Source organism: [Bacillus] selenitireducens MLS10 (assembly GCF_000093085.1).
GTDB lineage: Bacteria > Bacillota > Bacilli > Bacillales > Salisediminibacteriaceae > Salisediminibacterium > Salisediminibacterium selenitireducens.
The window spans coordinates 2871792-2894724 of record NC_014219.1; the positions used below are offsets into that span (position 1 = coordinate 2871792).

Annotated in this window: 18 protein-coding genes; 5 read left to right on the plus strand and 13 right to left on the minus strand. The window is 44.9% G+C overall.

The genetic code is table 11. The features are described from left to right. Position 1: 1 nt before the first annotated feature. Together BSEL_RS13390 and BSEL_RS13395 are read left to right on the plus strand one after the other, a co-directional pair. Entirely contained in the window at positions 2-850 is an 849-nt protein-coding gene (locus BSEL_RS13390) for a protein phosphatase 2C domain-containing protein (RefSeq protein WP_013173562.1), read from the plus strand. 2 nt (positions 851-852) lie between these two features. Beyond that, positions 853-1818 (plus strand): ABC transporter ATP-binding protein, encoded by a 966-nt coding sequence (locus BSEL_RS13395; protein WP_013173563.1) that lies wholly within the window; start codon positions 853-855, stop codon positions 1816-1818. Positions 1819-1961: 143 nt separating this feature from the next. Here the strand turns inward: BSEL_RS13395 and BSEL_RS13400 are convergent, their stop codons facing one another. The 7 genes from BSEL_RS13400 to BSEL_RS13430 form a co-directional block, all read right to left on the minus strand. Next, entirely contained in the window at positions 1962-2483 is a 522-nt protein-coding gene (locus BSEL_RS13400) for a GNAT family N-acetyltransferase (protein ID WP_013173564.1), read from the minus strand. Positions 2484-2539: 56 nt separating this feature from the next. After that, a complete protein-coding gene (locus BSEL_RS13405; protein WP_013173565.1) occupies positions 2540-3214 on the minus strand; it encodes a DNA alkylation repair protein in 675 nt (224 codons plus the stop codon). 45 nt (positions 3215-3259) lie between these two features. Beyond that, the gene (locus tag BSEL_RS13410; protein WP_013173566.1) at positions 3260-4933 is read right to left on the minus strand and encodes a methyl-accepting chemotaxis protein; all 1674 of its coding nucleotides are present in this window, start codon (positions 4931-4933) and stop codon (positions 3260-3262) included. Positions 4934-4974: 41 nt separating this feature from the next. Next, a complete protein-coding gene (locus BSEL_RS13415) occupies positions 4975-6636 on the minus strand; it encodes a methyl-accepting chemotaxis protein (protein ID WP_013173567.1) in 1662 nt (553 codons plus the stop codon). Between the two features lie 17 nt (positions 6637-6653). Further along, positions 6654-9425: a bifunctional diguanylate cyclase/phosphodiesterase gene (locus tag BSEL_RS13420; protein WP_013173568.1), complete on the minus strand. Its 2772-nt coding sequence runs from the start codon at positions 9423-9425 to the stop codon at positions 6654-6656. A gap of 462 nt (positions 9426-9887) precedes the next feature. Then, on the minus strand, positions 9888-11315 hold the full coding sequence (locus tag BSEL_RS13425) for a sensor histidine kinase (RefSeq protein ID WP_013173569.1): 1428 nt from the start codon (positions 11313-11315) through the stop codon (positions 9888-9890). Between the two features lie 17 nt (positions 11316-11332). Then, on the minus strand, positions 11333-12043 hold the full coding sequence (locus BSEL_RS13430; protein ID WP_013173570.1) for a response regulator transcription factor: 711 nt from the start codon (positions 12041-12043) through the stop codon (positions 11333-11335). A 112-nt stretch (positions 12044-12155) separates the two neighbouring features. On the opposite strand from BSEL_RS13430, the gene BSEL_RS13435 reads away from it, so the two are divergent. Genes BSEL_RS13435 through BSEL_RS13445 form a run of 3 tightly spaced genes read left to right on the plus strand, consistent with a single transcriptional unit; the run spans position 12156 to position 15144 of the window. Continuing rightward, a complete protein-coding gene (locus BSEL_RS13435) occupies positions 12156-12923 on the plus strand; it encodes an ABC transporter ATP-binding protein (RefSeq protein ID WP_013173571.1) in 768 nt (255 codons plus the stop codon). Continuing rightward, entirely contained in the window at positions 12910-14778 is a 1869-nt protein-coding gene (locus BSEL_RS13440; RefSeq protein WP_013173572.1) for an ABC transporter permease, read from the plus strand. Before BSEL_RS13435 ends, BSEL_RS13440 begins: the two co-directional genes overlap by 14 nt. Continuing rightward, on the plus strand, positions 14779-15144 hold the full coding sequence (locus BSEL_RS13445) for a YxeA family protein (RefSeq protein ID WP_013173573.1): 366 nt from the start codon (positions 14779-14781) through the stop codon (positions 15142-15144). A gap of 371 nt (positions 15145-15515) precedes the next feature. On the opposite strand, the gene BSEL_RS13450 is transcribed toward BSEL_RS13445, so the two are convergent. The 6 genes from BSEL_RS13450 to ltrA form a co-directional block, all read right to left on the minus strand. Then, positions 15516-16037 carry a YcxB family protein gene (locus BSEL_RS13450; RefSeq protein WP_013173574.1) on the minus strand — a complete coding sequence of 174 codons (522 nt, stop codon included), beginning with the start codon at positions 16035-16037 and terminating at the stop codon, positions 15516-15518. 64 nt (positions 16038-16101) lie between these two features. Then, positions 16102-17216, minus strand: a protein-coding gene (locus BSEL_RS13455) for an IS3 family transposase (protein WP_095522123.1) whose coding sequence is annotated in 2 segments (ribosomal slippage) — positions 16102-16967 and positions 16967-17216 — 1116 coding nt in all. Because the reading frame shifts where the segments join, the coding sequence is not laid out codon by codon here. A gap of 205 nt (positions 17217-17421) precedes the next feature. Continuing rightward, the gene (locus tag BSEL_RS13465) at positions 17422-18414 is read right to left on the minus strand and encodes an HNH endonuclease domain-containing protein (protein ID WP_232970463.1); all 993 of its coding nucleotides are present in this window, start codon (positions 18412-18414) and stop codon (positions 17422-17424) included. Between the two features lie 48 nt (positions 18415-18462). After that, on the minus strand, positions 18463-18831 hold the full coding sequence (locus BSEL_RS13470) for an HIT family protein (protein WP_013173576.1): 369 nt from the start codon (positions 18829-18831) through the stop codon (positions 18463-18465). An 85-nt stretch (positions 18832-18916) separates the two neighbouring features. Next, positions 18917-20758, minus strand: coding sequence for a DUF2075 domain-containing protein (locus BSEL_RS13475; RefSeq protein ID WP_013173577.1), 1842 nt, complete (start codon positions 20756-20758; stop codon positions 18917-18919). Between the two features lie 338 nt (positions 20759-21096). Continuing rightward, on the minus strand, positions 21097-22413 hold the full coding sequence (gene ltrA / locus BSEL_RS13480; RefSeq protein ID WP_232970464.1) for a group II intron reverse transcriptase/maturase: 1317 nt from the start codon (positions 22411-22413) through the stop codon (positions 21097-21099). Positions 22414-22933 lie beyond the last annotated feature (520 nt).

Consider the following 22933-nt stretch of genomic DNA (forward strand, 5'->3'; position numbering starts at 1 on the left):
CATGATCAAAACCGGCTGTACCGATACGATCAAAACCCGTAATGAAGACAGTTACGGGACGACAAAGAGTGCCGCATTCGTCATGGACGGTGCGTCCGCCCTGATTGAACCTGCGGATCCTCACTTGCAACATCCGGTCCATCATTTCGTCACGTGGTGGATCGATTACCTGACTCAGACACTCGATGACAAGAGCCGTTCGATCGACGCAATTATTGAAGCAGGTATCCACGCATACCGCGCCGCTTTCCCTGAGTCACAGAAGCATACGCCACTCGAAGCCGTCTCATCCACATTGGCGATTGTGCGCCAGGAACAGGACGTCCTCCATGCTTATGTGCTTGGTGACGCTGAAGTGATTATGGCAAAGAAAAACGGTGAAATCGTCAGTGTGACGGATCCGGCCATTCAAAAGAATGATGCCGAAGTCGTCTCCCTCATGGCTCAAAATCCAAATCGGGAAAACGAAATCATCTACAAAGGGTTCACAGCAGAAGAACTCCGTCTTCTGAGGAAGAACCGGCTGACGATGAATACAGAAAGCGGCTATCCGATCCTGTCTGATGATCCAAGCGCTGCATACCGGGCTCAGGAAATCCAGGTACCGCTTGCTTCCTTGGAGGACGTCCTTCTTCTGACAGACGGGCTGTATCCACTCTATTCCGAGTTAACAAAAGAAACTCTCATCACAATGGCACGAACGGACGGACCCGATGTGCTCATTAAAGCCGTACGTCATCTGGAATTAAACGATCAAAAAAAAGAAACCGTAAAACGATTGAAAACACACGATGATGCCACCGCCGTGTATGTGAGCAAATGTTCAGCACTGTCCGGGCAGGAGGAATGACCATGCAGATTGATATCCGCAATCTGAGCTGTGACTATGACGGGTTCCGTGCCGTCCATGCAGTCAATCTGAGTATCGAAAGTGGCGAGTTCGTTGCCGTGCTCGGGCCTTCCGGGTGCGGGAAAACAACCTTGTTAAAAGCTCTCTCAGGCCTTGAGACGATCTCTGAAGGATCCATTCATTTTGACAACCGGCGTGTGGACACACTGCCCCCGAGGAAGAGAAACGCCGTTATGGTCTTTCAAAACTACGCGCTCTTCCCGCACATCAATGTCAGAGACAATGTTAATTACGGGCTCAAAGTCCGAAGTCAGTCCAAATCCACGCATCAGCACCTCACCGATCGTGCCCTTGAACGGGTCAGGATGACAGCCTACAAAGAGCGGCAGATCGATGAACTGAGCGGTGGCCAGCAGCAACGGATTGCCCTTGCAAGAGCGCTCGTTGTCTCTCCGGATGTGCTGTTATTCGATGAACCGCTCAGCAATCTTGATGAGCAGCTCCGCATCGACATGCGGCAGGAAATCAGGCACATTCAAAAGGAAGAGGGGATCACCAGCCTCTACGTCACACATGATCAGGATGAGGCGATGGCGATCGCAGACAGAATCGTTGTGATGAACGATGGCATGATCCAGCAAATCGGAACACCTGAAGACATTTACCGAAATCCGGCCAATCTGTTCACGGCCGAGTTTGTCGGGGAATGCAACATCTTACATGAAACGGATGAGACGATCACGATCGGCAGGCCGGAAGATGTTCTTTATGACCCGAAAAGCCCCGAATTCGCCCGCGTCGAATGGGTCGAATACAAAGGAAGCCTGAAGCGGATCAAACTGACCTGGAAAGACAAGCCTGTGAAGATGGATCTCTTCACACGGGACCATCCCGGGCTGTCCCTTGCTCCGGGCGAATCGATTCCAATTCGCTTTGACCACTCAAAATCGATCAGCCTTTCAAGATAGCATGCGTGTTCACCGATGTAGGGTTTCTGCAAACAAACGTAAATCCCCATCCATCAACAAACGCCATCATGAACGCCCCCTGATTAACAGGAAGCCGTCCGTGATGGCGTTTTGTCTTTCTCTTGACGACGCGTCCGGTGACCTTACGCGTCTATTCCAGGTGCGAGTTGCCTCTTAAAGTACATAAACACGATATACTCTCCGTTTAACAGGCCTCCCTCGTCCCCGGTGCCGGTCTTCTTGAAGCCGTTCTTCTGAAGGATTCGCTGCGAAGGGATGTTGTCCGCCAACGTCTTCGCGAGGACCTGCCTGAACCCGTGTTCACAGAGAGAAATAAGAAACTGCCTCATCGCTTCTTTCGCAACACCTTTCCCGGTATGTGCCTCCGCAACGCGGTAGCCGACACTGCAGGAATCGCCGTCAAGATCAAACGCATTGATGCGCCCGATGATCGCGCCTTCCCCGTCCCGGATCAGATAAAAATAACCCTCGCCTCTGTCCTGTTCATCCAGGAGTGCCTGATGACGAACGGCAAAGGTCTCCGGGTTATAGTAGGCTTCTCCGCGCCCGGGCACAGACCGTTCAAAATACGCTCGGTTTTCTGTTTCAAACGCCAACAGGTCCCGGGCATCGTCCTTGCGTAATGCAGTCAGTTGAATCGTCATGGTGGTTTCTCCTCCTGATGTTGGGTATTTCGATATAAACAAACAAGATGATTGCTTCACGCTTCTGACTCTGAACCGATATGTTTCAATGCCTCTCGTCGACTCAATGGCCTGAGGGGTGTGGCATGCACAAAATCCCGGACGGCTTCGGGGTTTGTCTTCCCGTACTCCCGAAGCGCCCAGCCGATCGCTTTGGCAATGAAGAATGCCGGGTCTTCGGCGTGTCGCCTGCAATACGTAAGGAGGCGATCTTCATCGGTATCCGCCTTATAGGACAACTGATGCAAAATCGCCGTACGCCTGACCCAGAGATCCTCATCAGTGACCCAGGCATCCATCACGTCCACGGCTTCCGGATACGCCTTGACAATACGTCCCACCGGGCCTGATGCAAGCCCGTCCACCGTATCCCACCAGGACTTCGTACCAATGAGCGTCTTCAGTTCTTCTAAATCCCCGGGCCCGAGCTTCTTTTCCATCCGCTTTAACAGATCCATCGCCACGTACTGATACTCCCGCTCCGGCATCATCCAGAGTTCATGAATAAATCCCCAGTCCACCGGCTTCTTCGTCACCTGCCAGGAAGTGAAGAGAGGCCCCGTAATCTGCCTTCTCTCTGTCGCCTGAACACCAAAGAAGGGAAACTGATTCTTCATGTACGCGGCCATTTTTTCAGCTTTGTGCGGATCTTTGACTTGTTCAAAGGCATTGGTCAATTCGGTCAGATTCATGTGATCACCTGCTGTTTACTGTTTATCACGACAATCAAGTGAAAGTTACAATCGAAATGCGGATGTCTGCCCCTGCATATCCTGTGCCAATTTCGATAACTCTTCTATCCTGCCTGTAGTCATCTTCAAACGGGAAACAGATTCCGCGATGGAAGAGGTCACTTCCTGAGCACCTGCCGCATTTTCTTCGGACAAAGCAGACAGACTCTCCATAACCTCAATTAATTTATCTTTCTGTTTGAGAAGTTCTTCAGATCGTTTACTAATCCTGTTCATATCACGATGATTGTCATCAAGTCCTGATTTAATTTTTTCGAATGAGGAACTTGCTGACTGAATATCTTTTGTTTGTTCATCCGAACTATCAGATAGCTTCTTCATAATCGCAACACTTTGATCTGTTTTGTCTGATAAATCGTCGATGACGGTATCGATGTCCTGAGAAAAACGATTGGACTGCTCCGCCAACTTGCGGATTTCATCAGCGACAACAGCAAATCCCTTTCCTGCTTCACCTGCACGTGCAGCTTCAATGGATGCGTTTAGTGCAAGCAAATTTGTCTGTTCAGCAATCGAACTGATCTGCTTACTGGCTTCTTCTATCTGATCCGTGCTTTCTTTCGTAGTCTGGATCACTTCGGAAATATCACTAACCGCGTTCGAGGTAAGCTCATTTGATGCAAAAACACGTTCAATCGAATACTTCCCCTCCTCACTGAGAGAGGATACCTCTTGCATTGACTCCTTCAATGCATCAAGTTCACCGCTATTTTCTTCAAGATTACCTGCAATCTGAAGATTCGCCTGAGTACCTTCTTCCGTCGATTCAGCCCCGTGCTCTGCAGAGGTTGCAATTTCATTCATCGTATGTTCAAGTTCATCGAACATCCGTTCAATGTCCGACGTATTTTCATGCAGTTCACCGGACATTTCTGCAATTGACTCAGATTGTTTAATGGTCTTGGAAATGAGTGAGACGAACGATTCCTGCATTTGATCCAATGCTTTTTCGACATCATCGATTTCCTGATAACTTTTCGAACCGCCTTCTCTGCGAATCGAATTTGTAAAATCACCTTGTCCGATTTGCCGGCAATGTGTGATCAGCCTGTTCATCGGCTGAAACATCTTTTGTAACATGAACCATGTGATAATGGCGAAAAGAAGAATACTGCCACTGATAACGGCTGCCTGAACCCACAATAGGGTCTGCATGGTAGATGTCAGATGCTGTTCCTCGACTCCTACGTCCATCGCACCAAACAATTCACCCTCCACGGTAATCGGGACCATGATATCGTATGTCCAGGTATCCTGTAAATCGGCAAAAAAGCGGGATGTCATTACGTTCCCTTCAGCAGCACCACTGACAGTATAAGGATCATCCTCGTAGGTGTTGCCAATGCGTTCCTCATCGCTGTGAGCGATCGCTTCAATCTGTTCCCGGTCGATGACAATCGCATAAGCGAATGCATCATTGGCTGCCTTTGATTCCACGAAATCCTGCAGAAGAGGTTCAAAGTTATCCGGATTTTCCGCTATAATCATTTCCGCCTGCCCGGCAATTTCTTCTACCGTGAGTGTTGCTTGATCGATCCCGGAATCAATAATATCCCGTTCTAGAAATTGATAGAGCAAATACGTACCTGTGAGCATGACGATTGTAAACAGCGAAATAATCGAAATGACAATTCGCTTCTTCATAGATGGTTGTCGCATAGAATAAAAGCGCTCCTTTTGATTGATTATTGAACTTTTGATTACCACTTAAATTGTTTGATTTGATCTTCCATTTCTGATGCTAAATTGTTCAGCTGATGAATTTCTTCAGCCATGGTTTCCACAGCGTTGACACTCTCATTAACCGATGCTGAAACTTCTTCACTTCCGGCCGCGTTCTCTTCAGCAATTGCCGAGAGGCTCTCCATGAGACCAATAAGATCATTTTTCTTTACTTCAAGAGATGCAACAGTCTTTGTAATAACCTGATTCATTTCATCAATCGAAGCGATCGATGACGACATATTTCTAAAAACTTCCTCGGTCTGCTGTACACTGTCGTTTTGACTGTCTGAAATTGTAACGACATCTTCAATGGTTTTGACGGCGCCATCGGTTTTATCTGAAAGCTCATTCATAACACCTGCAATCTCTTCAGTGAACCGATTTGACTGTTCGGCAAGCTTTCGGATCTCTTCGGCAACAACAGAGAAGCCTTTTCCTGCTTCACCGGCCCTTGCAGCTTCGATCGAAGCGTTCAGTGCCAGGAGATTCGTCTGTTCAGCAATGCCGGTAATCTGTGCGCTGGACGTTTGGATCTTTTGCGCACTGTCTTTCGTCGTAAAGATAACATCACGGATCGTTCCCATTGACTGGTTCATTTCCTTGTTTCGTTCAAGGAGAGTCTGCATCGTCGTGTTTCCTTTGTCCCGAAGCTCCTGAAGTTCTCTTGTGACGGTGCGAAGATCATCACTCTGTTTCTTGTTCTCGTCAAGAAGAGACCCGAGTTCGGTGTTTTTCATCATGCCTTCTTCGGTATTCTCAGCCTGCTCGACGGCCCCTTTAGCCATCTCTGATACAGTAGAATCGACATCCCGAAATGTCGTCCCCGCAGTCTGGCTCGACTCTTCAAGCCGATCAGCGGATTCATTCAGTGTCTGGGCTTTCTTTTGAGTGCCACTTAAAATGTCAATCAGTGATCGCCTCATTTTGTCAATCTCTGCGATCATGTCATTCAATTCTCTCGATTTACCGTTGTCTAGTTTCTGTTCGGACAGATCACCCTCCCCGAGTCTTCTGAAGCTGTTCACCATTTGATTCATCGGCGCAAACATCTTTTGAAGAATAAAGAAAATAATGGCGATAAAAACGATGACACTAACAACCGATGAAATTGACTGACTGGCGAGGAATGTTTGTGTTAACGACAGAATATGACTCTCTGTTTCACCAATCGCTAACGTGCCGACCAGTGTTCCTGACGAATAAACCGGTGTCATGATGTCGTATGTCCATTCATTTGTCGTCTCGGCAAAATAACGTTCAGAACTCTGTTCGCCTTCCGTTGCCGCAGCTACCGTTAACGGTTCATCGTCATACGTAACTCCTATTCGTTCCGGATTGTTGTGAGCAATGGCTTCGACGTTTTCTGCATCGATCAGAACAGCGTAGGCAATGTCCGGATCTTCAGCCACCTGTTCAAGATATGCCTGAATCATACTTAAATCGCCCTCATTCAGTTCATATAGATCACCTACATGATTCGCGAAAGCCTCTGACAGCTTCACAGCCTGTTCGACACTGTTTTCAACAGCCTGATCCCGCACCATTGTGTACGTCGAAATCCCACTTCCTAAAGTTGTAAGTAAAAACAGAACAATGATCGACAGGATAATTTGTGCCTTTAATGACCATTTTTTCATATAAACTCCTCCTCGTTTTATGCATTTTTCATCAGTAAATCTTCGATGTCAGAGACCGGCATCGGTTTGTAATAGTAATAACCCTGAATCGTCTTACAACCGTGTGATACCAGAAAATCAATCTGTTCTTTCTCCTCGACTCCTTCTGCGACTAGTGAGAGCTTCAGTTTATTAGCTAATGAAATAATGAGCTCCGTAATATCACCATTATCCTCTTTTGGAATTCCTTTAATAAAGGAGCGGTCAATCTTTAATTCATTTACATTCAACCGCTTCAAGTAGGACAGGGAAGAATAGCCCGTTCCAAAGTCGTCGATGGATACGCGGATTCCCCTGTTGCGGATTTTATCGAGTACATCCATGCAGCGTTCTTCGTCATCAATCAGTATACTCTCCGTCAGCTCAAGCTTCAGTAGAGCAGGATCAAACTTCGTTTGATGAAGATACGTATCGAGTTTGGACAGGATGGCAGGATCACGGAACTGTGAGCCGGATATATTAACAGAGATCGGTACTGTATGACCCCTTTTTGCAAACGAGGCTGCAATGCGCATCGATTCCTCAAGCACCCAGTCCCCGATCTTGATCATAATCCCGTATTTCTCGGCAATTGGAATAAACACATCAGGACGGACGTATGAATCCTCATGATGCCAACGAAGCAAGGCTTCCATTCCCACGATACGTCCGGACTCGGCGTTTATCTGAGGCTGCATGTGCAGTTCAAATTCTTCGCGTTCAACTGCAGTTTGAAGGCGGTTGAAAATCATGAACTGATAGGCAGTCATTTGATTGATCCGCTCATCATAAAAAGTAAACACGGCCTGCTCATTCGGATCTTTATTATGATTTAAAGCTGCGTTAGCCTGATCGAGGAGTTGACTCGAGGTATCTTGTTTATCCGAATAAACACTCGCACCAAACGCAAGGTTCAGGAATGTGTCTTCACCGTCTATTTCGTAACTCTCCATTGCTCTTGCCGTAATCGTTTCAAGTCTTTCTTCAATCGATTCTCCTTCCTCAATCAGGAGAAACATTGCAAATTCCACATTGGTCCGGCCAATTGCCTCTCCTTCTTGCAGCGATTCCTGAAGTCTGTCACGTAAGGAGAAAATTAGGTTATTGGCGAATTCAAGCCCCTTTGCTTCTTGTATCGTTCGAAATCCGTTGATATTACAAAGCACCATGCAGGCTCCCTTTAAAGGCACCCTGGTGATTTCTTTCTCAACATGATCCAAAAAAGCCTGCTTGTTCATCAGCCCGGTAAAGGCGTCATAGGTTCGCAAATGCGCAATCATGGAATAGGCTTCAATAATTTGAGATTTATCTTCTACCGTCCCCAAAATGTACAACGTACCCTCGTAATAGAAGGCCTGCAAACCGATATCGTAATGATGATCATCCAAAACCAGTTCATGGTTGATTGATTCCTCATCGTACATGGATGCAAGTGAATCAGATGAAACATCTAACTTCTCTACCAGAGCAGGAATATCAATGGTATGTTTAATCATTATCTGATCCATGGTCTCATTGTGATAGATGACAGTATATTTAACATCCATAATAAAAAATGCCTGATCCGTTCTGGCAAGTACCGACAACATGAGTTTTAACTGATTCTGTGTAAGTTTATGACTTTCCACTTCATCCAGCAACCGTTCGTTTTGTTCATTCGCCTCAATTAAATCCTGGCGGATTCGTTTCCCCATGGAGGAAAGCGTTCGAGACAGCTCACCAATTTCATCCTCTCGTGTTTTAAATGGATCCGGAATCTCGATCTTTTCCCATTCCTCTGTTTCTTGTTTAATCTTTGCTGTTAAATGATGCAAGGGATCCGTCAGTTTTTTTGTTGTCACATATGCTATACCGACAAACAAACCCGTTGTAAGAAACAGAATGGTTCCAAGTAACTGCATCAGGCTTTGCACGGGGCCGCTTATTTCCTCTTCATCAATAACAGCAACTGCATACCAGTCCGTTTCGCTCATCTGATGGTATGAGAAGTAGCGTCCATTTTCATCAGTTCCGTCGATCGCTTCACCATTTATAAGTGACTGCAGATAAGTGGCAGGAGCTTCATCATCAAAAATAACCGACTCTTCCGGATGATAAACAGGAAGCCCGTCTCTGTTTACGATAGAAATATAACCGGTTTCGCCAACGCCATACGCGTTCAGCTCTTCGTAAAGGTCATCGAGCAGGATATCGAGTCCTATCGCACCAAGGAGTTCATGATTAGAATCACGAATGGCTTTTGAGATGGTGATCGCAGGTTTTCCCGTGCTCAAATCGATATAAGGATCCGATATGACATACTCAGAAGAAGCAACGGCATCTTGATACCACGCTCTCTCTGACAAAACAAATGATGAACGGGGTTCATAGCCCATTCGATTCGTAATAAGCGTATTCTGTGAGTCAACGGCTAGGTAAATGAGATTCGTGAATGACTGAGGGGATTTAATGGCGATGAGATCGCGGACAATATCCGGGTAGAGAGGATCGTGAATCACTCTTTCACTTGTTTCCAGTTCTTTGAGGGCGTTAATAAAGAACCGGTTGGAGGCTTGTTGCTCTGCGATTAATCCGTGTTTGGCAAAAAACTGATCAACTCGTTCAACTACGTATTCCGTTTCTTGCTCAAGCGCGTCCAATAAAAAATTGGTCGAAATACGATGAACCTGAAGCCCAACAAACAAAGCAACAATAAGAGTATTTAGGATCAAAGCACTGACAATCAGCACGATTATTTTACGTGTCAGACCAAATTTAAAGTAACTCGACACTTAGCCTCCTCCCTCCTACTTTAGATTTATTATAAATTAAATATATAGTAACTCGTTTCTAACTGTGAAGCAATAGCCTAGTTATATATATTGTTCTTTCTTAAACACACTCATGAAATAGTCGCTTTTAAATATATTTTATTTACATTTATGCACTCATGTGGGCATTGTCCATAAAAACAATGTACGAATATTGTTATGTATTTATCTGCTCGTTTTCAGTGAATGCCCCCTGAACTGCCAGTATTGATCACATTCAGAGTGCGATATCCGATTCAGCTCGATGATCTTGATCCTGCTGAGTCAATATGGCCCACTTCTCCTGCACCTTGAATGGGCCTTCAAAATGCACCCAATCGGTCCTGATGCAATACTCACCTGATGTTAAGATCTTTGATAGAAGATCCAACAGCCCTCAGATCCATCAAATCATTGATAGATCCGCGCTAACACTATCTTCTTTCATTTAACTGACGGGTCATTCCAGATACCTCTTTTCTTTAGGGTTTCCTGGCTTCCTTTGAAAATCGTGATCGTTGTACCCATGCCTTCTTCACTGTCAAGGTCGACGCTGCCCCCATGGGATTCAATGATATCTCTGGCAATTGCCATGCCGAGGCCGCTTCCTTCACCATCCTCCGTATTCGTTCCTTTATAATAGCGTTCAAAAATCTGTTCTTGATTTTCCCTGGTTATGCCCTTACCTGTATCTGAAATTTCAATCCGATCTGAATGAACGTTCACCTTAATTGAGACATCGTCATCATTATGAACAAGCGCGTTTCTTAAGAGATTCATCACTGCGCGAAAGTAAAGATGACGATCGATCTGCCAACATATATCCGATGCATCGCTGTGAAAGGTGATATCCGCCTCTTCAAAACGGGGTTCGTTCAACACCTGGATGACGAGTTCACGAACGAAACCCTCGATTGCAACCGACTCGAATGATAAAGGCAACTCCTGATGACGAAGCTTCATTGTCAAATGAAAGTCGTCAATCAGTTCTTTCATATATCGGGACTGCCGTTCAATGACTTCTGCGTAACGGTGCTGATCAGCCTGAGACAGCTGATTGTCTTTCAAGAGCTCCGCATAGCCCTGAACTGAAGCAAGAGGTGTTTTCAAATCATGAGAGACATTGTTAATCCATTCAGTACGCATGACCTCAAGTTTCTCCCTCTCTTGTTCGTGATACTCATAGGTTCTCGATACATCCTGCAAATTAGCAAATACAGGCTCGAATATCCCTTTTGCTATCTGACCGTCATCTCGGTAGTCACGATATTTGATACGCCGAATCTCATCAATCAGCTGATAAACTGGCTTTATGATTCCCGAACTGAACAGAAGTCCAAATCCAATGGCAATCAAGACATTCAACGTCAGCATTATGATTAGCGCACGTCCGGTGAAGTCAATCACAGACTGTGGATGAATCATCATCACCCAGCGACTTTCATTTAGCTCCGGCGCTCCAATCAGGTAGCTGAAAGCCTCGTAATCGCCCACGAAATACTGATGCAAGTGATCGTCCATATATTTATACCGATGGATCAGCTCCATCGGTGAATAATGCTCAAGAACATGATCAGGCTTTCTGACACTCATCACTTCAGAGCCGGTATCATCAAGGACTTGCAGCCAGGCCCCCCTTTGCTCGAGTTCAGTCAACCCCTCACTACTCACCTTCACTTCACCGTGATCAAGCGACAAATACTGATCAAAAGAACGGACAAACGTCTCCATGGATTCGCCAGAAACGGACCGTTCCGGATCTGCATTCTGATAGAAAAGCAACGCAAAAAAGAGTGTCGTATTGACAAGCAGTACGACAACCACAAGCAACAGTAATGAAATGAAGTATCTTGAAGTTAATCGCCATCTCATTTTTAAAACACTCCTTTTTACTTTTTCACATTCAAGCGATATCCCAGTCCTTTGACCGTCTTGATCAAGACCGGTGAAGATGGATTCTCCTCAACCTTCTCCCGCAGACGCCTGATATGAACCATTAACGTATTTGCCGCTCCGAAATATGACTCATTCCAAACCGTTTCATAAAGCGTCTCCTGGCTGATAATCTGACCTTGGCGCCTGATAAAACATGCCAATAAACCCGCTTCTTTTGCGGTCAAATCCAATGGCTGATCATGTAAATACATCTCAGTCTCATCCTCGTTCATCGTAAACGGTCCTGCTTTAAGAATTCGGGATTCCCCGGAACGAGCCGTATCCTGTTTCGCATAAGTTCCGGCTCTTCGCAGTTGCGACTTTACACGATACACCACTTCCTTCGGACTGAACGGTTTTGTTACGTAATCATCTCCTCCGAGTGACAGGGCAAGCAGTTTATCCACTTCGTCTGATTTCGCTGAGAGAAAGAGAATCGGAACCGTTGAGTGCCCCCTGATTTTTGCACAGAAATCAAGACCATTCCCATCAGGAAGCATGATGTCCAAAATGATCAAATCCGGCTCGATAAGTATAAACTGATCCCAAGCCTCTGACAAATTAGCTGCAGTAACGACTTCCGTGTACCCCTCTTGCTTCAATGCTTCTTTCAGTAACACTCTTAAGTCCATTTCGTCGTCCACCACAAGTATTCGTTCATTCATCGCATCGCAGCTCCTTTGTACCGATTTCTTAAGGATTATGTAAGGTTGATGTCAATCTGACGTAAGTTTCTAAAGCTATGATACAGCTATACGAAAGAGGTGTATAGCATTTATGTCTACATTAATTAAAGTCAATCAATTAAGAAAAACGTACGGAAAAGGAGAAAAAGCCTTTCATGCAGTTGACGGTATTTCCTTCGAACTCGAACAAGGAGAATTCATCGCTGTAATGGGCCCGTCAGGTTCAGGTAAGTCAACCCTTTTGAACTTGTTATCAACCATCGACCGTCCCACGGAGGGGGATATTATAGTTGAGGGCGCTAATTTATCTGCGATGACAGAAAAAGACCTGGCTGACTTTCGCCAAAAAAAACTTGGCTTTATTTTTCAAGAATACAACCTGCTCGATTCCCTTACCGTGGAAGAGAATATCATGCTTCCTCTGGCAATTTCGAAAGCAGCTCCTCAGACTATGAAACAGCGCGTTCAGATCCTGACGACAATTTTCGGTATTGATCGGCTGCTCAAGCACTTTCCGCATCAACTGTCTGGCGGACAAAAACAGCGCACTGCAGCCTGCAGAGCACTTGTTGCTGATCCGGCATTCATATTCGCCGACGAACCAACCGGTGCTTTGGATTCCAAATCAGCGACAGATCTTCTCGAACGGTTGAACAGAATAAACAGTGATCAGGAAACAACAATCCTTATGGTTACACACGACGCGTACGCGGCGAGTTTCTGTCGCAGAGTGATGTTCATTAAAGACGGTTGTCTGTTCAAGGAGTTGTACAGGCGTGATCGTTCTCAGAATGATTTCTTCAAAAAAATCCTTGAAGAGATTGCAACGACAGGTGGTGAAACGGATGAGGTTCACTGATATCGCACGAAAGAATGTCATCCGAAACCTTAGAAGCTACGGTTTGTACATCGGGACGACGATTTTTTCGATCACAGTATACGTCTCATTTATGATGCTGCGTTACACCAATGAATTTGCATCCATCACCGCGTCTTCTGATCAAATCAGCGGAATGATGACAGCCGGTTCGTTTGTCTTAATGATCTTCGCAGGATTATTTATCACTTATTCCAATACATTTTTCATGAGAAAAAGAATGAACGAGATCGGCTTGTACGCATTGATTGGTATGCGAAAACGAACAATCGCACTTATGATGTTTACAGAAAACGTATTGCTCGGATTCTTCTCATTACTTATCGGTCTCATTCTTGGAATTCTGTCTTCAAGGCTCTTCGCGTTGGTTTTGATGAGGTTAATGAATCTCGAAGTAGTAACACATATCGGTATTTCTCCTGAAGCTGTTATTCAAACAGTTGCAGTATTCGGTTTGATTTTTCTCTTTACATCCACTGTTGCATCAAGAATGATCTATCGGTATTCTTTGATCGAATTATTCAAAGGCAGTCAGACGTCGGAATCGTTACCTAAGGCTCGCCTGACTTCTGCTCTGTTGGGGATCATCTTCATCAGCTCCGGCTACATGATCGCCTTGCAAGATTTAACAGATTCCGCTGCATGGCAGTTCTTTAAGCTGTCTACCCCACTTGTCATCATTTCCCTAACTGTGATCGGAACCGGGTTACTGATTACGAGCAGTCTCTTCTATCTGCTGACTTATCTCAGAACGCGTATTCGCTGGAGTTGGAAAAAATTAAACGTATTTACTGCTTCACAGTTGCTCTACCGAATTCGCGGTAATGCGAAGTCTCTGACGTTAATTGCTGTCTTAAGCGCAGTCACAATGACGGCCGGCGGCGCCGTTTACGGACTTTACTATACTGTCGATGAAATGACAACCTCACAACATCCTCATACGTTTATGTGGCAAGGAGAATCCCCTGCACTTAATTCGGCGGATTTCATCTATCAAGAGGAGTTTGATGCAAAGCAGGCTCGCATTCATCATAGCGATACGATCCTCGAATATACAATTATTACACCGGCTGACTTCAACAACGTAGCCAACCATCTGAACAAAGAACCCATTCGGGCAATCTCCGATTCAGAAGTCATTATCTACGACGGGTTATTTGACGAACGTTGGTCTGATCGGCCTTCAACCGTGGAATTGAACAACCACTTATACGATGTCAGCTCCTTTAACGAGCAAGCTCTTTTCAATACAGGAACCGTGTTCGGACCTGTTCTGATTTTGGCTGACTCAGTATATGAACAGCTCAACCAGAAGGAAACCACCTATCACTACGCAGGAACAGATCACTACCGACAGCAACAGTCACTCTCTGGCGAGCTCGAATCACAGCTGTCAGAGGATCAACAGTTCTCGAGTGCACCTGCAACCTACAGTGCATTAATCACAACCTTTGGAGCAATGCTGTTTACAGGCTCCTTCCTTGGGCTGGTCTTTTTGATTGCAACCGGCAGCGTTATCTTTTTCAAGCTCATCACAGAAGCGGAGAACGATAAACGAGCCTATCAGTTGCTGTATCAGGTCGGTGCCTCCTACAGCGACATCCGAAAAAGTGTGTACCAACAAGTCGGGATCATGTTTTTCATCCCCTTCCTGATCGGCACGGCACATACAGCTGTTGCACTGACCGCATTCTCACGTCTTCTTAACATGGATCTGCTCATTCCTGTCACGATCTGGATTCTTATCTGTGCATTGATTAACTTACTGTATTTCATCATCACCGGCCGGTATTGCATGAAACTGATCATGCCCCGAGTCGAAAAGGGAGATAGTTAAATGAAAAAAACGATAATTATACTCATCAGTACACTCGTTTCACTTGCCGTTATCGCTGTTGTTATCATCGCTACCATCGACTTTAACCGAGTCGGCAAAGATCATGCCTATACCTTGATCACAGAAAATGGCGACACAGAGGAAACGGTCACAGGATCAGGAGAAGTCTTCACCCGATATCACTACAGTCAATCTGCCTTTACAGATGAAGGAGAGGAAATCACCGTTTCCTTCTCTTCACATAAGAACCTGAGACATGGTGCTTATCTGAGACTTTATATGAACCATACCGATGTCACTTCCTATGATGAAGTGCAAACAGAGGACGTTCCTGCACAGGCGCTCGAAACGCTCATGCAAGAATAAATATCAGTCTCCCGCCTATAACAAACAGGACATACCTGAATACAGCCTCAGACTATTGGGATCATTCCATAGCCTGAGGCTGTTTCAAATAAAAATAGCTATTTATCAGACAGAAGCCGTATGAAATGTTAGAGATAAGGAAGAGTCATCTTTGCAACACAACGAGCCTACAAAATCGTACATGAGAGCTAAGAGCTTACCTGTCAAAATAGTAATACAGATAAACTGATTCTAATCATCCTTAAGTCAGCACCTGCTTCTGTCAATGCATGCAAAAAACAGGCACTGTATTCAGTAAAACAGCTTTGCTATGGCTCAATGATACAACAAAAAGTCACATAACAGCTGCCTTCCTTGTTCTTTAATCTGAGTTATAACACTGGGGGAACCTTAAGTTCTTCCAAAAGTTCACTTTTGAGTTCCTCACTCAAAAATCTGGTAGGTATGATATGAGCGGTAATACTGCTCAAATAAATAAGAATCATGTCTTCATATACTTTGACTTCCTGTATACTTTGCTTTGATGTTGTCTCGGAGGAATTCCCACCGACAACTTTTATCGTTTGATCATCCAGTGTCATTATCTTTTTCCCGAATATCGATGAATTTTCTCCCTCTTGCAGCAATTTCTCAGTTTGCCGCCTTATAACTCTTTTATGTTGCTTTGGATATGTGATGATCCATACCAATATAAATAGTAGTGCAATAACAACCCAATAAGACGCGGGTTGCTGAAATATAATTGTCCCAATGGCATACACAGGTACAGAAAACAACAACGGAATGCCATATCTCAGGAAATTGTATACCTTTCTTTGCGATGGTGAATTTTCGATATGATACAGGTTGAAATTTATATAATCATCTTTTGTTATCTCAAATCTTAATTCCACGGATGTTCCCTTCTCTCTCGCTTTAATGTGTAATGGTATGTCAACACTAAATCGGACAAAAAAATTAAGGTCCCGTTGACTTGTATTCAGCTGGTGATAAATAATCCAATGATCCGTGAATTCGAATATTGTTGAACCAGTTCACATAATCAAAAAGTTCAAGATCAAGTTCTTGTTGGCTAGAAAAAACCGCACCACGAACGAATTCGATCTTGATGGTCTTGAATGTGGCTTCAGCTACGGCATTGTCATAGGGCGTTCCTTTGTCACTCAATGATCTGGTAATACCGAAGGTATCGAGTGCCTGGTCGATCAGGTGATTTTTAAACTCAGTGCCTCTGTCTGTATGAAAGATCTCGATCCGATTTAGATTGTAGGGGACGGATGCAAAGGCAGTTTGAACTAATTCAGCGGTTTTATGAGGCCCGGCGCTGAACCCAATAATCTCACGATTATATAAATCGACTAATACACAAATATAATGCCATGCTTTGTTCACGCGGACATACGTTAAATCGCTGACAACAACGCTTAATTCGTCGTCCTGATCAAACTTCCGGTCCAGTGTGTTGCCTGTTTCGGATTCATTGCAGCTAGATTTTGAAGGTTTAAATTGAGCTACGGTATACTTTGATACCAAACCCTGTTCAGCCATGATCCGCTTGATACGGCGTCTCGACACCGTCCATCCAGCTCTTTTCAATTCAGCTTTGATCTTCCGTTGACCATAGATCTTACGACTCTTCATGAAAATGCTTACGATCAATTCTGTCAGTTCTTCTTGCTCTGATTCATTTTGCCGTTTGGATTCGTAATAGAATGAGCTTCTTGCAATTTGTAGGACGTCGCACATTGCTGATACCGAGTATTTGTAACGATTAGCCTTGATTACATTTACTTTCGTCCTATGATCAGCGCGGCTTGCTTTAAAATATCATTTTCCATGGTCAGCTGTTTATTTTCTTTCTTGAGCTGTAACAGCTCTTCTTCAACAGACGTACGGTTATCCTTTTCCTTGAAAGATCCACTACCCTGGTATTGCCTAACCCATTTATCAAAGGCAGAAGGCGTCAGCTCGTATTCTTTGATGAGTTCGGATCGGGGCTTGCCAGCTTGATGCAGTTGCACGATCTGTTCTTTGAATTCCTTTGTGAAACTTCTCCGTTTGCGAGTTGTCATAAAACAGCTCTCCTTGGTTTGTATTTGAACCAAGTGTACGGGACCTTAACGAATCTGTCCAACTAAGTGTAACCGATCCATAAACACTGAATTGTGATGTGAATATAAAATCCTTGAAGCCCGTAAGTACTGTTGAATCTTATTTGGTGAAAACCGTTTAGTTCTATTTAGTATTTACACTAAACAAATTACTGATGAAGACCAGTTACTTCGGCTGCCAAATCGTATCATATCCATTTTTTATTGAGTACTCATAAAGCAGCACCATTTTTTCCTGTTTATAATTGTGCATGTGTCTTTCAACTTCATTCATATTTGCCTGTTGGATTAACTGATCATTGCGTTCAAGAACATTGTTCAAATAAGTTTCTTCCGGGATTTTGTCACTCTTGGACGAATTACATGTGCCACATGACAGGACAAGATTCCAGAGATTATCTGACTGAACAAAGGACCAGGGGATAAAATGATCCACCGCGGTCTTTCGTTTACCGGAATCAAGCGGCTTATGGCAATAGAAGCACTCCTGATTGAAATAGTGACCAATGATCGTAGCGAATGGTTTTAATGATGAGCGCTTCGCGATACACTCCACTTTTGTAAGCAGGTCTTTAATTGTAAGATCTTCGTTTAATGCCTCTATCATCCGGGCCATATGGTAGTTTGTTAAATATGTGATCAGCTTCTGATATTTCAGCATAAAGAGCTTAACTGGATGATTGTATCTTAAGACATCTTTCTTATGATCAAACGCATAAAAATACCCTTTTGTATCGCCATACAGAGCGCCGAATACATTGACTTTCATTGTCGCTTTAACCGCATTCGTTATATCCAATTGCACTGTGTCATTCAATTTATCAAATGGCAAATCATCCGGGATTCCATGCTTTTGCTGAAGCTTCGATATATCTGTCACCACTCTGGCATTCTTCCCGTTATTATGTTTCGTAATTTTGTGATTGACCACCAGGTTCCAGTAAATCTTAGCAAACGTATATGCCATTTGATCATAGCTTAATTCATCATGATCATTGGTCTGGTATAAGTTTTCGATAAGGGCTTTCATGAATACAAACTTATACGTGGCAGACTTTTTTGATTTCGGGGACAGGAACTGTGTAAAGATTCGCCATATATCTTCATCTGTTAAGTATGCTTCTCTAATTTCGCCAACTCTAAGTTTATGATTCATCATAGCCTCCCTTCCCGGTGTTAATCATTCTCAAAACGTTAACAGAACCGTTTAATATTTCTGTTTTTCAGGGATTACACCACGAACTCCTCCGGCAGGATCTTTCATATCCCCATCATAACGTGGAATGACATGCATGTGAACGTGATATATCGTCTGTCCTGCGGCCTGTCCACAGTTGATCCCGACATTAAAACCATCAGGTGAGAACTCTTTCAGCTGTATGGTCCGGATTTCTTCGGCAAGATCGAGCATCGCTTTTTTCTCTGCATCCGTTGTATCAAAATAATCTGAAACGTGCCGTTTGGGAATGATCAGAGCATGCCCCTCAGTAACCGGGTATTTATCGTATATCACAAAAGCAAGATTATTTTCGATGATGTATTTGTGTATACTGCAAAATGGACATTCTATGGACATCGCAATCACTCCTTAACAATTCTTCTATTGATGCAATACTTATAATCACTGGAAATCTGGAGATTAATCTAAAATAGATGATTTCTCAAGATCTTAAATACTCCCTCAACCCTTCATCCACACAGTACACATAACAGCCCTTCATTCCTCTTGTCATCAGTGTCTTATACGTATTCCTGACAAGCCGGTCCAAGTCATCGGTCTTGTACTTGCCTTTCGGCTTGGCGGGTCTCGCGCCTTTATCTTTGAAATTCTCTCTGATAACTTCAAGCTGCTGCGTGTCATTGTTGTAGGTCAGGTCATCACCGATAATCACCCCGACATAGCCCATTTCGAGACCCTGGACGGTGTGAATGCAGCCGACCTGTTCTTTCCCTTCCGGGTGAATGGCCCAGTCGATCCGGTTCGGGTCGTTCCACGGCATGGCGAATTGTTCGGATTCGATCTCGACGTCTTTCGGCAGTTCGCCGTTCACGAGTTCCTTGTTCCATTCCCAGGCATAGCCTGCGACGAGTCTGCCGTCACGCTTCATTACTATTTCTTCATACAGCTCATTGGGGCTGTCGACGATCCTGAAGTCATAGTCCCCTTCAAGCTGGATCTCTTGATTCTCTTCGTACAGAACGTCATCGACCCACTCGAGGAAGTTCCCCGAACCGCCGCAGCGAAACTGCGAGTCAAGCTCGAGCTCGTGGAGGATCGCCCCCTGTTTTTCGGCTTCTTCTTTCAATAAGGTAACGCTTCCAATATCTTTTTTGGAGATCATCTGTTCATCATCGATGAAGAAGACGGCGATCTTCGATGCGCGAATGATCTGTGTCGCCTGATTCTCTCCTTCAATCTTCCGCTGCATATGTCCCTGATTCTTTAAGCGGTGGGCTTCATCACAGATGAGCACGTCATAATAGTCTTCCGGTGCCTGAACATAGGAGCCGGAACCTTTAAACAGGTTCCTCACTTCCGTGAATCCGCTTCTGCCGACGAGCTTTTTCTTTAAGATCTCCCGAAAGGACTGATTCGGGGTAATGTATTCAACATTGGCCTTATCGTTCAAAAAGGCATTCATCAGATTGAGCCCGATCACGGACTTCCCGGTGCCTGGACCACCCTTAATCAACACCACTTCTTTTTGCGCCGTTTCTAGATCCGCCTGTTGATAAATACTCAAGGCTTTTTCATAAGCCACCTTCTGTTCATCAAGCAGGATGAATGCCTCATTTCCTTTCATCAGCGACTGGACGGACTCCACGAGCTTCTTTGACGGACCGATGCGGCCATCTTCAATCCGTCTGGCGATGTCCGCTCCGTTGCCGATGGCCACTTTTTCTTTGATCGCCTTTTGCAGCACCTTGTCGTCAAACTTAAAATACACAGGGGACTGCTCGAGGTAGGAGCTGTACCGCTCATCAAGGAGCGGTTCCGCCTCTTTATTCGGTATGTAGTTATGCAAAAATGAACAGGAGCTCAGCTGAATCGACGTATCATCGTACAGGGCTTCGTTGAAGTTCTCAAGATAGCGCTGGTAAGATAGAGACTGATAAGCCGGGTGCACCGTTTCTCTGACACGTCTCCCAAGGAAGGTTTTGACGATCCCGTCACCGTCCGCCACCTCGGACTTCTGCCACTGCTTCAGCTCAATAATCACGGCATGATCCTCACCGGCCTGATTTTGACCGGTCACGAGAAAATCAATCCGCTTCTCTGAAGACGGCAGCTTGTATTCAAGCAAGACATGCGTATTGTTCTCTAACTCCGCATCACGAATGACCCTCGCCATCTCAGGCAGGGAGTTGGTCCAGGAGCGGATCTCGGACTCGGATACGGAATGGCTGATCTTTTCTTTCACTTTTGTAAGCAGCACATCCTCAATCCGCTGCTCGAGCACATGGCTAATAAAGGATTCTGCCGTTTCGTTATAAATAATCATTGCATCTGCCTCATTTCCAAAGCGGATTGTCAGACTCCGTTGAGATCCAGGGAGGATGACTCACTGAGATTCGGCCTTCATGATCCCCAGTATTCGTTCCTGTTTTAAGATCATGGGTACATAGGGTTATTTTACCACAACAAAGCCGTCCTATGCCCTAAACTTTCTGACTATTTCATGAGGATTTATTCGTCAGAATTGCTGTTTTTCCAGTGTAGCAGGATCAGTGTCAGGGGTTGTCACCGACCATCAGTTCGATCCATTGATCGATCGAGTAGGAGGGGCTTCACAGCCCCGACCTCTCACACCACCGTACGTACGGACCCGTATACGGCGGTTCAATAAGTTGAGTATGCACGCTCGTAGAGTTGACTCATGTCTTTGAGTCCCCACCCTGCGAGCTTTTCTATTTTGATGGCTTTGTGCAGTGTCTCGTTCTTGGAGGCACGCCAATAGCCTTTGCGAGTGTTTGCCATTTTCCAAGCTTCTTCGGTTTCAATGCCATACTTCATCAAATTCTTGTATCTCGTTTTAATTTTCTTCCACTGTTTCCAGATCAGTTGCCTCAGCCGATGGTGTAACCATTGCTTAATGCTGTTGATAAAGGATTTCATGTAACTGATGCCATAGTAGTTGATCCAGCCGGTTGTCACCTGGTTAATCTTAAGAATAATGTAATCGAAGGAGTTCGCCTGGTTTCTTCTCGTCAGATATTTCAGTTTGGCTTTGAACTTCGCCTTGAAGGCGTGGTGAGGTCTGCACCTGGTTTCGTTATTACTTTTGTGAATGCAAAACCCCAGAAACTTTCGTTTCGTTGGTGATCCTATAGCACTTTTCTCTTGGTTCACACTCAGTTTAAGTGTTCCCTCGAGGAAAGTTGTTGTGTTAAGGAGCACACGCTCCGCAGCTCTGCGACTTTTAACGTAGATGCAAAAGTCATCTGCATATCTGACGAAACGGTGGCCTCTTCTTTCCAATTCCTTATCCAGTTCATGTAGGTAAACATTGCTGAGAATCGGTGATAAGTTGCCACCTTGCGGTGCACCGTTTCTTGAAGATTCCCAGTTGTCCCCTATCATAATCCCGCTTTTAAGAAACTTCCAGATCAGTTTCAAGATGATCGGATCCTGAATATATTGTTCAAGATAGTTCATCAGCTTTTGATGGGGAATCGTATCAAAATAACTTTTCAGATCGATATCCACGACCATTTTGAATCCTTCATCATAATATTTTGCGGCTTGTTTAATCGCTTGTTTGGCATTTTTACCCGGTCTGAACCCATAACTGTTTGGAGAGAAGTGCGGATCTATTATCGGTTCAATAACTTGAAAAATCGCTTGCTGGACCATACGGTCCCGGACTGCCGGTATCCCCAATTTGCGTTTCTTTCCATTCTCTTTCGGAATCTCTACCCGTTTTACGGGCAAAGGTTGATATGTCCCTTTTTGGATTTTGGCTATCAATGGTTTCGCATATTGGCGAACATGTGCTTCAAGTTGGTCAACGGTCATCCCGTCGACCCCGGGGTTTCCTTTATTGGAAATCACCCGGTTCATCGCCAAATTCAGGTTATCCGGACAGACCACTCTGTCAATTAATTGCATACCGCTTTTCGACTCCTTTCGTTGCCAGATTGCTACACGCTTCTGCATACTCTTCCGCTTCCAGCGTATCCCTCTGCAGATAGCCGTCCGGAGACGTTTTCTGTGATTAAAGCAATCCTGTCAATTTCATTTGTCTCAAAGACGCTTATTGTTCGGTCCTTCATCCCCATGGGATTACTATGACCTCGGCTGACTTCTTACGATTCAGGAATCCATCTCTGAATTCCTTGTTCCTGTAGGATCTTCCATCCTTCTTGTCGGGAACCCTCGTAAGACCTCGCGGGGTAAGCACTGTCTCCTTCGTCCTATCGCCGCCATATTTACACTGTGGGGTTCGGGCAGTATTGGACTTTATCTTGTATAGCAGACTCATCCGCCCCATTTGTGCCTGATATGGTTCGTGTTCCTCGGTACAGGAGTTTGTCGCCGGCTTCCTTCAGATTCCACCTCACGGTGGATACCCTTGCCATTGACTAGTGGTTCCTACTGCCAAGCCCACAGGAGACTTTCACTCCCAAGATACAGTGCATGCCCGGCACACTACGAAAAAAAGCGCAGAGATTTTCTG

Excerpts from the sequence above, each read along its gene's own strand:
- BSEL_RS13390 (WP_013173562.1), top strand. The coding sequence starts at position 2 with ATGATCAAAACCGGCTGTACCGATACGATCAAAACCCGTAATGAAGAC.
- BSEL_RS13395 (WP_013173563.1), top strand. The coding sequence starts at position 853 with ATGCAGATTGATATCCGCAATCTGAGCTGTGACTATGACGGGTTCCGT.
- BSEL_RS13400 (WP_013173564.1), bottom strand. The coding sequence starts at position 2,483 with ATGACGATTCAACTGACTGCATTACGCAAGGACGATGCCCGGGACCTG.
- BSEL_RS13405 (WP_013173565.1), bottom strand. The coding sequence starts at position 3,214 with ATGAATCTGACCGAATTGACCAATGCCTTTGAACAAGTCAAAGATCCG.
- BSEL_RS13410 (WP_013173566.1), bottom strand. The coding sequence starts at position 4,933 with ATGCGACAACCATCTATGAAGAAGCGAATTGTCATTTCGATTATTTCG.
- BSEL_RS13415 (WP_013173567.1), bottom strand. The coding sequence starts at position 6,636 with ATGAAAAAATGGTCATTAAAGGCACAAATTATCCTGTCGATCATTGTT.
- BSEL_RS13425 (WP_013173569.1), bottom strand. The coding sequence starts at position 11,315 with ATGAGATGGCGATTAACTTCAAGATACTTCATTTCATTACTGTTGCTT.
- BSEL_RS13430 (WP_013173570.1), bottom strand. The coding sequence starts at position 12,043 with ATGAATGAACGAATACTTGTGGTGGACGACGAAATGGACTTAAGAGTG.
- BSEL_RS13435 (WP_013173571.1), top strand. The coding sequence starts at position 12,156 with ATGTCTACATTAATTAAAGTCAATCAATTAAGAAAAACGTACGGAAAA.
- BSEL_RS13440 (WP_013173572.1), top strand. The coding sequence starts at position 12,910 with ATGAGGTTCACTGATATCGCACGAAAGAATGTCATCCGAAACCTTAGA.
- BSEL_RS13445 (WP_013173573.1), top strand. The coding sequence starts at position 14,779 with ATGAAAAAAACGATAATTATACTCATCAGTACACTCGTTTCACTTGCC.
- BSEL_RS13465 (WP_232970463.1), bottom strand. The coding sequence starts at position 18,414 with ATGATGAATCATAAACTTAGAGTTGGCGAAATTAGAGAAGCATACTTA.
- BSEL_RS13470 (WP_013173576.1), bottom strand. The coding sequence starts at position 18,831 with ATGTCCATAGAATGTCCATTTTGCAGTATACACAAATACATCATCGAA.
- BSEL_RS13475 (WP_013173577.1), bottom strand. The coding sequence starts at position 20,758 with ATGATTATTTATAACGAAACGGCAGAATCCTTTATTAGCCATGTGCTC.
- ltrA (WP_232970464.1), bottom strand. The coding sequence starts at position 22,413 with ATGCAGAAGCGTGTAGCAATCTGGCAACGAAAGGAGTCGAAAAGCGGT.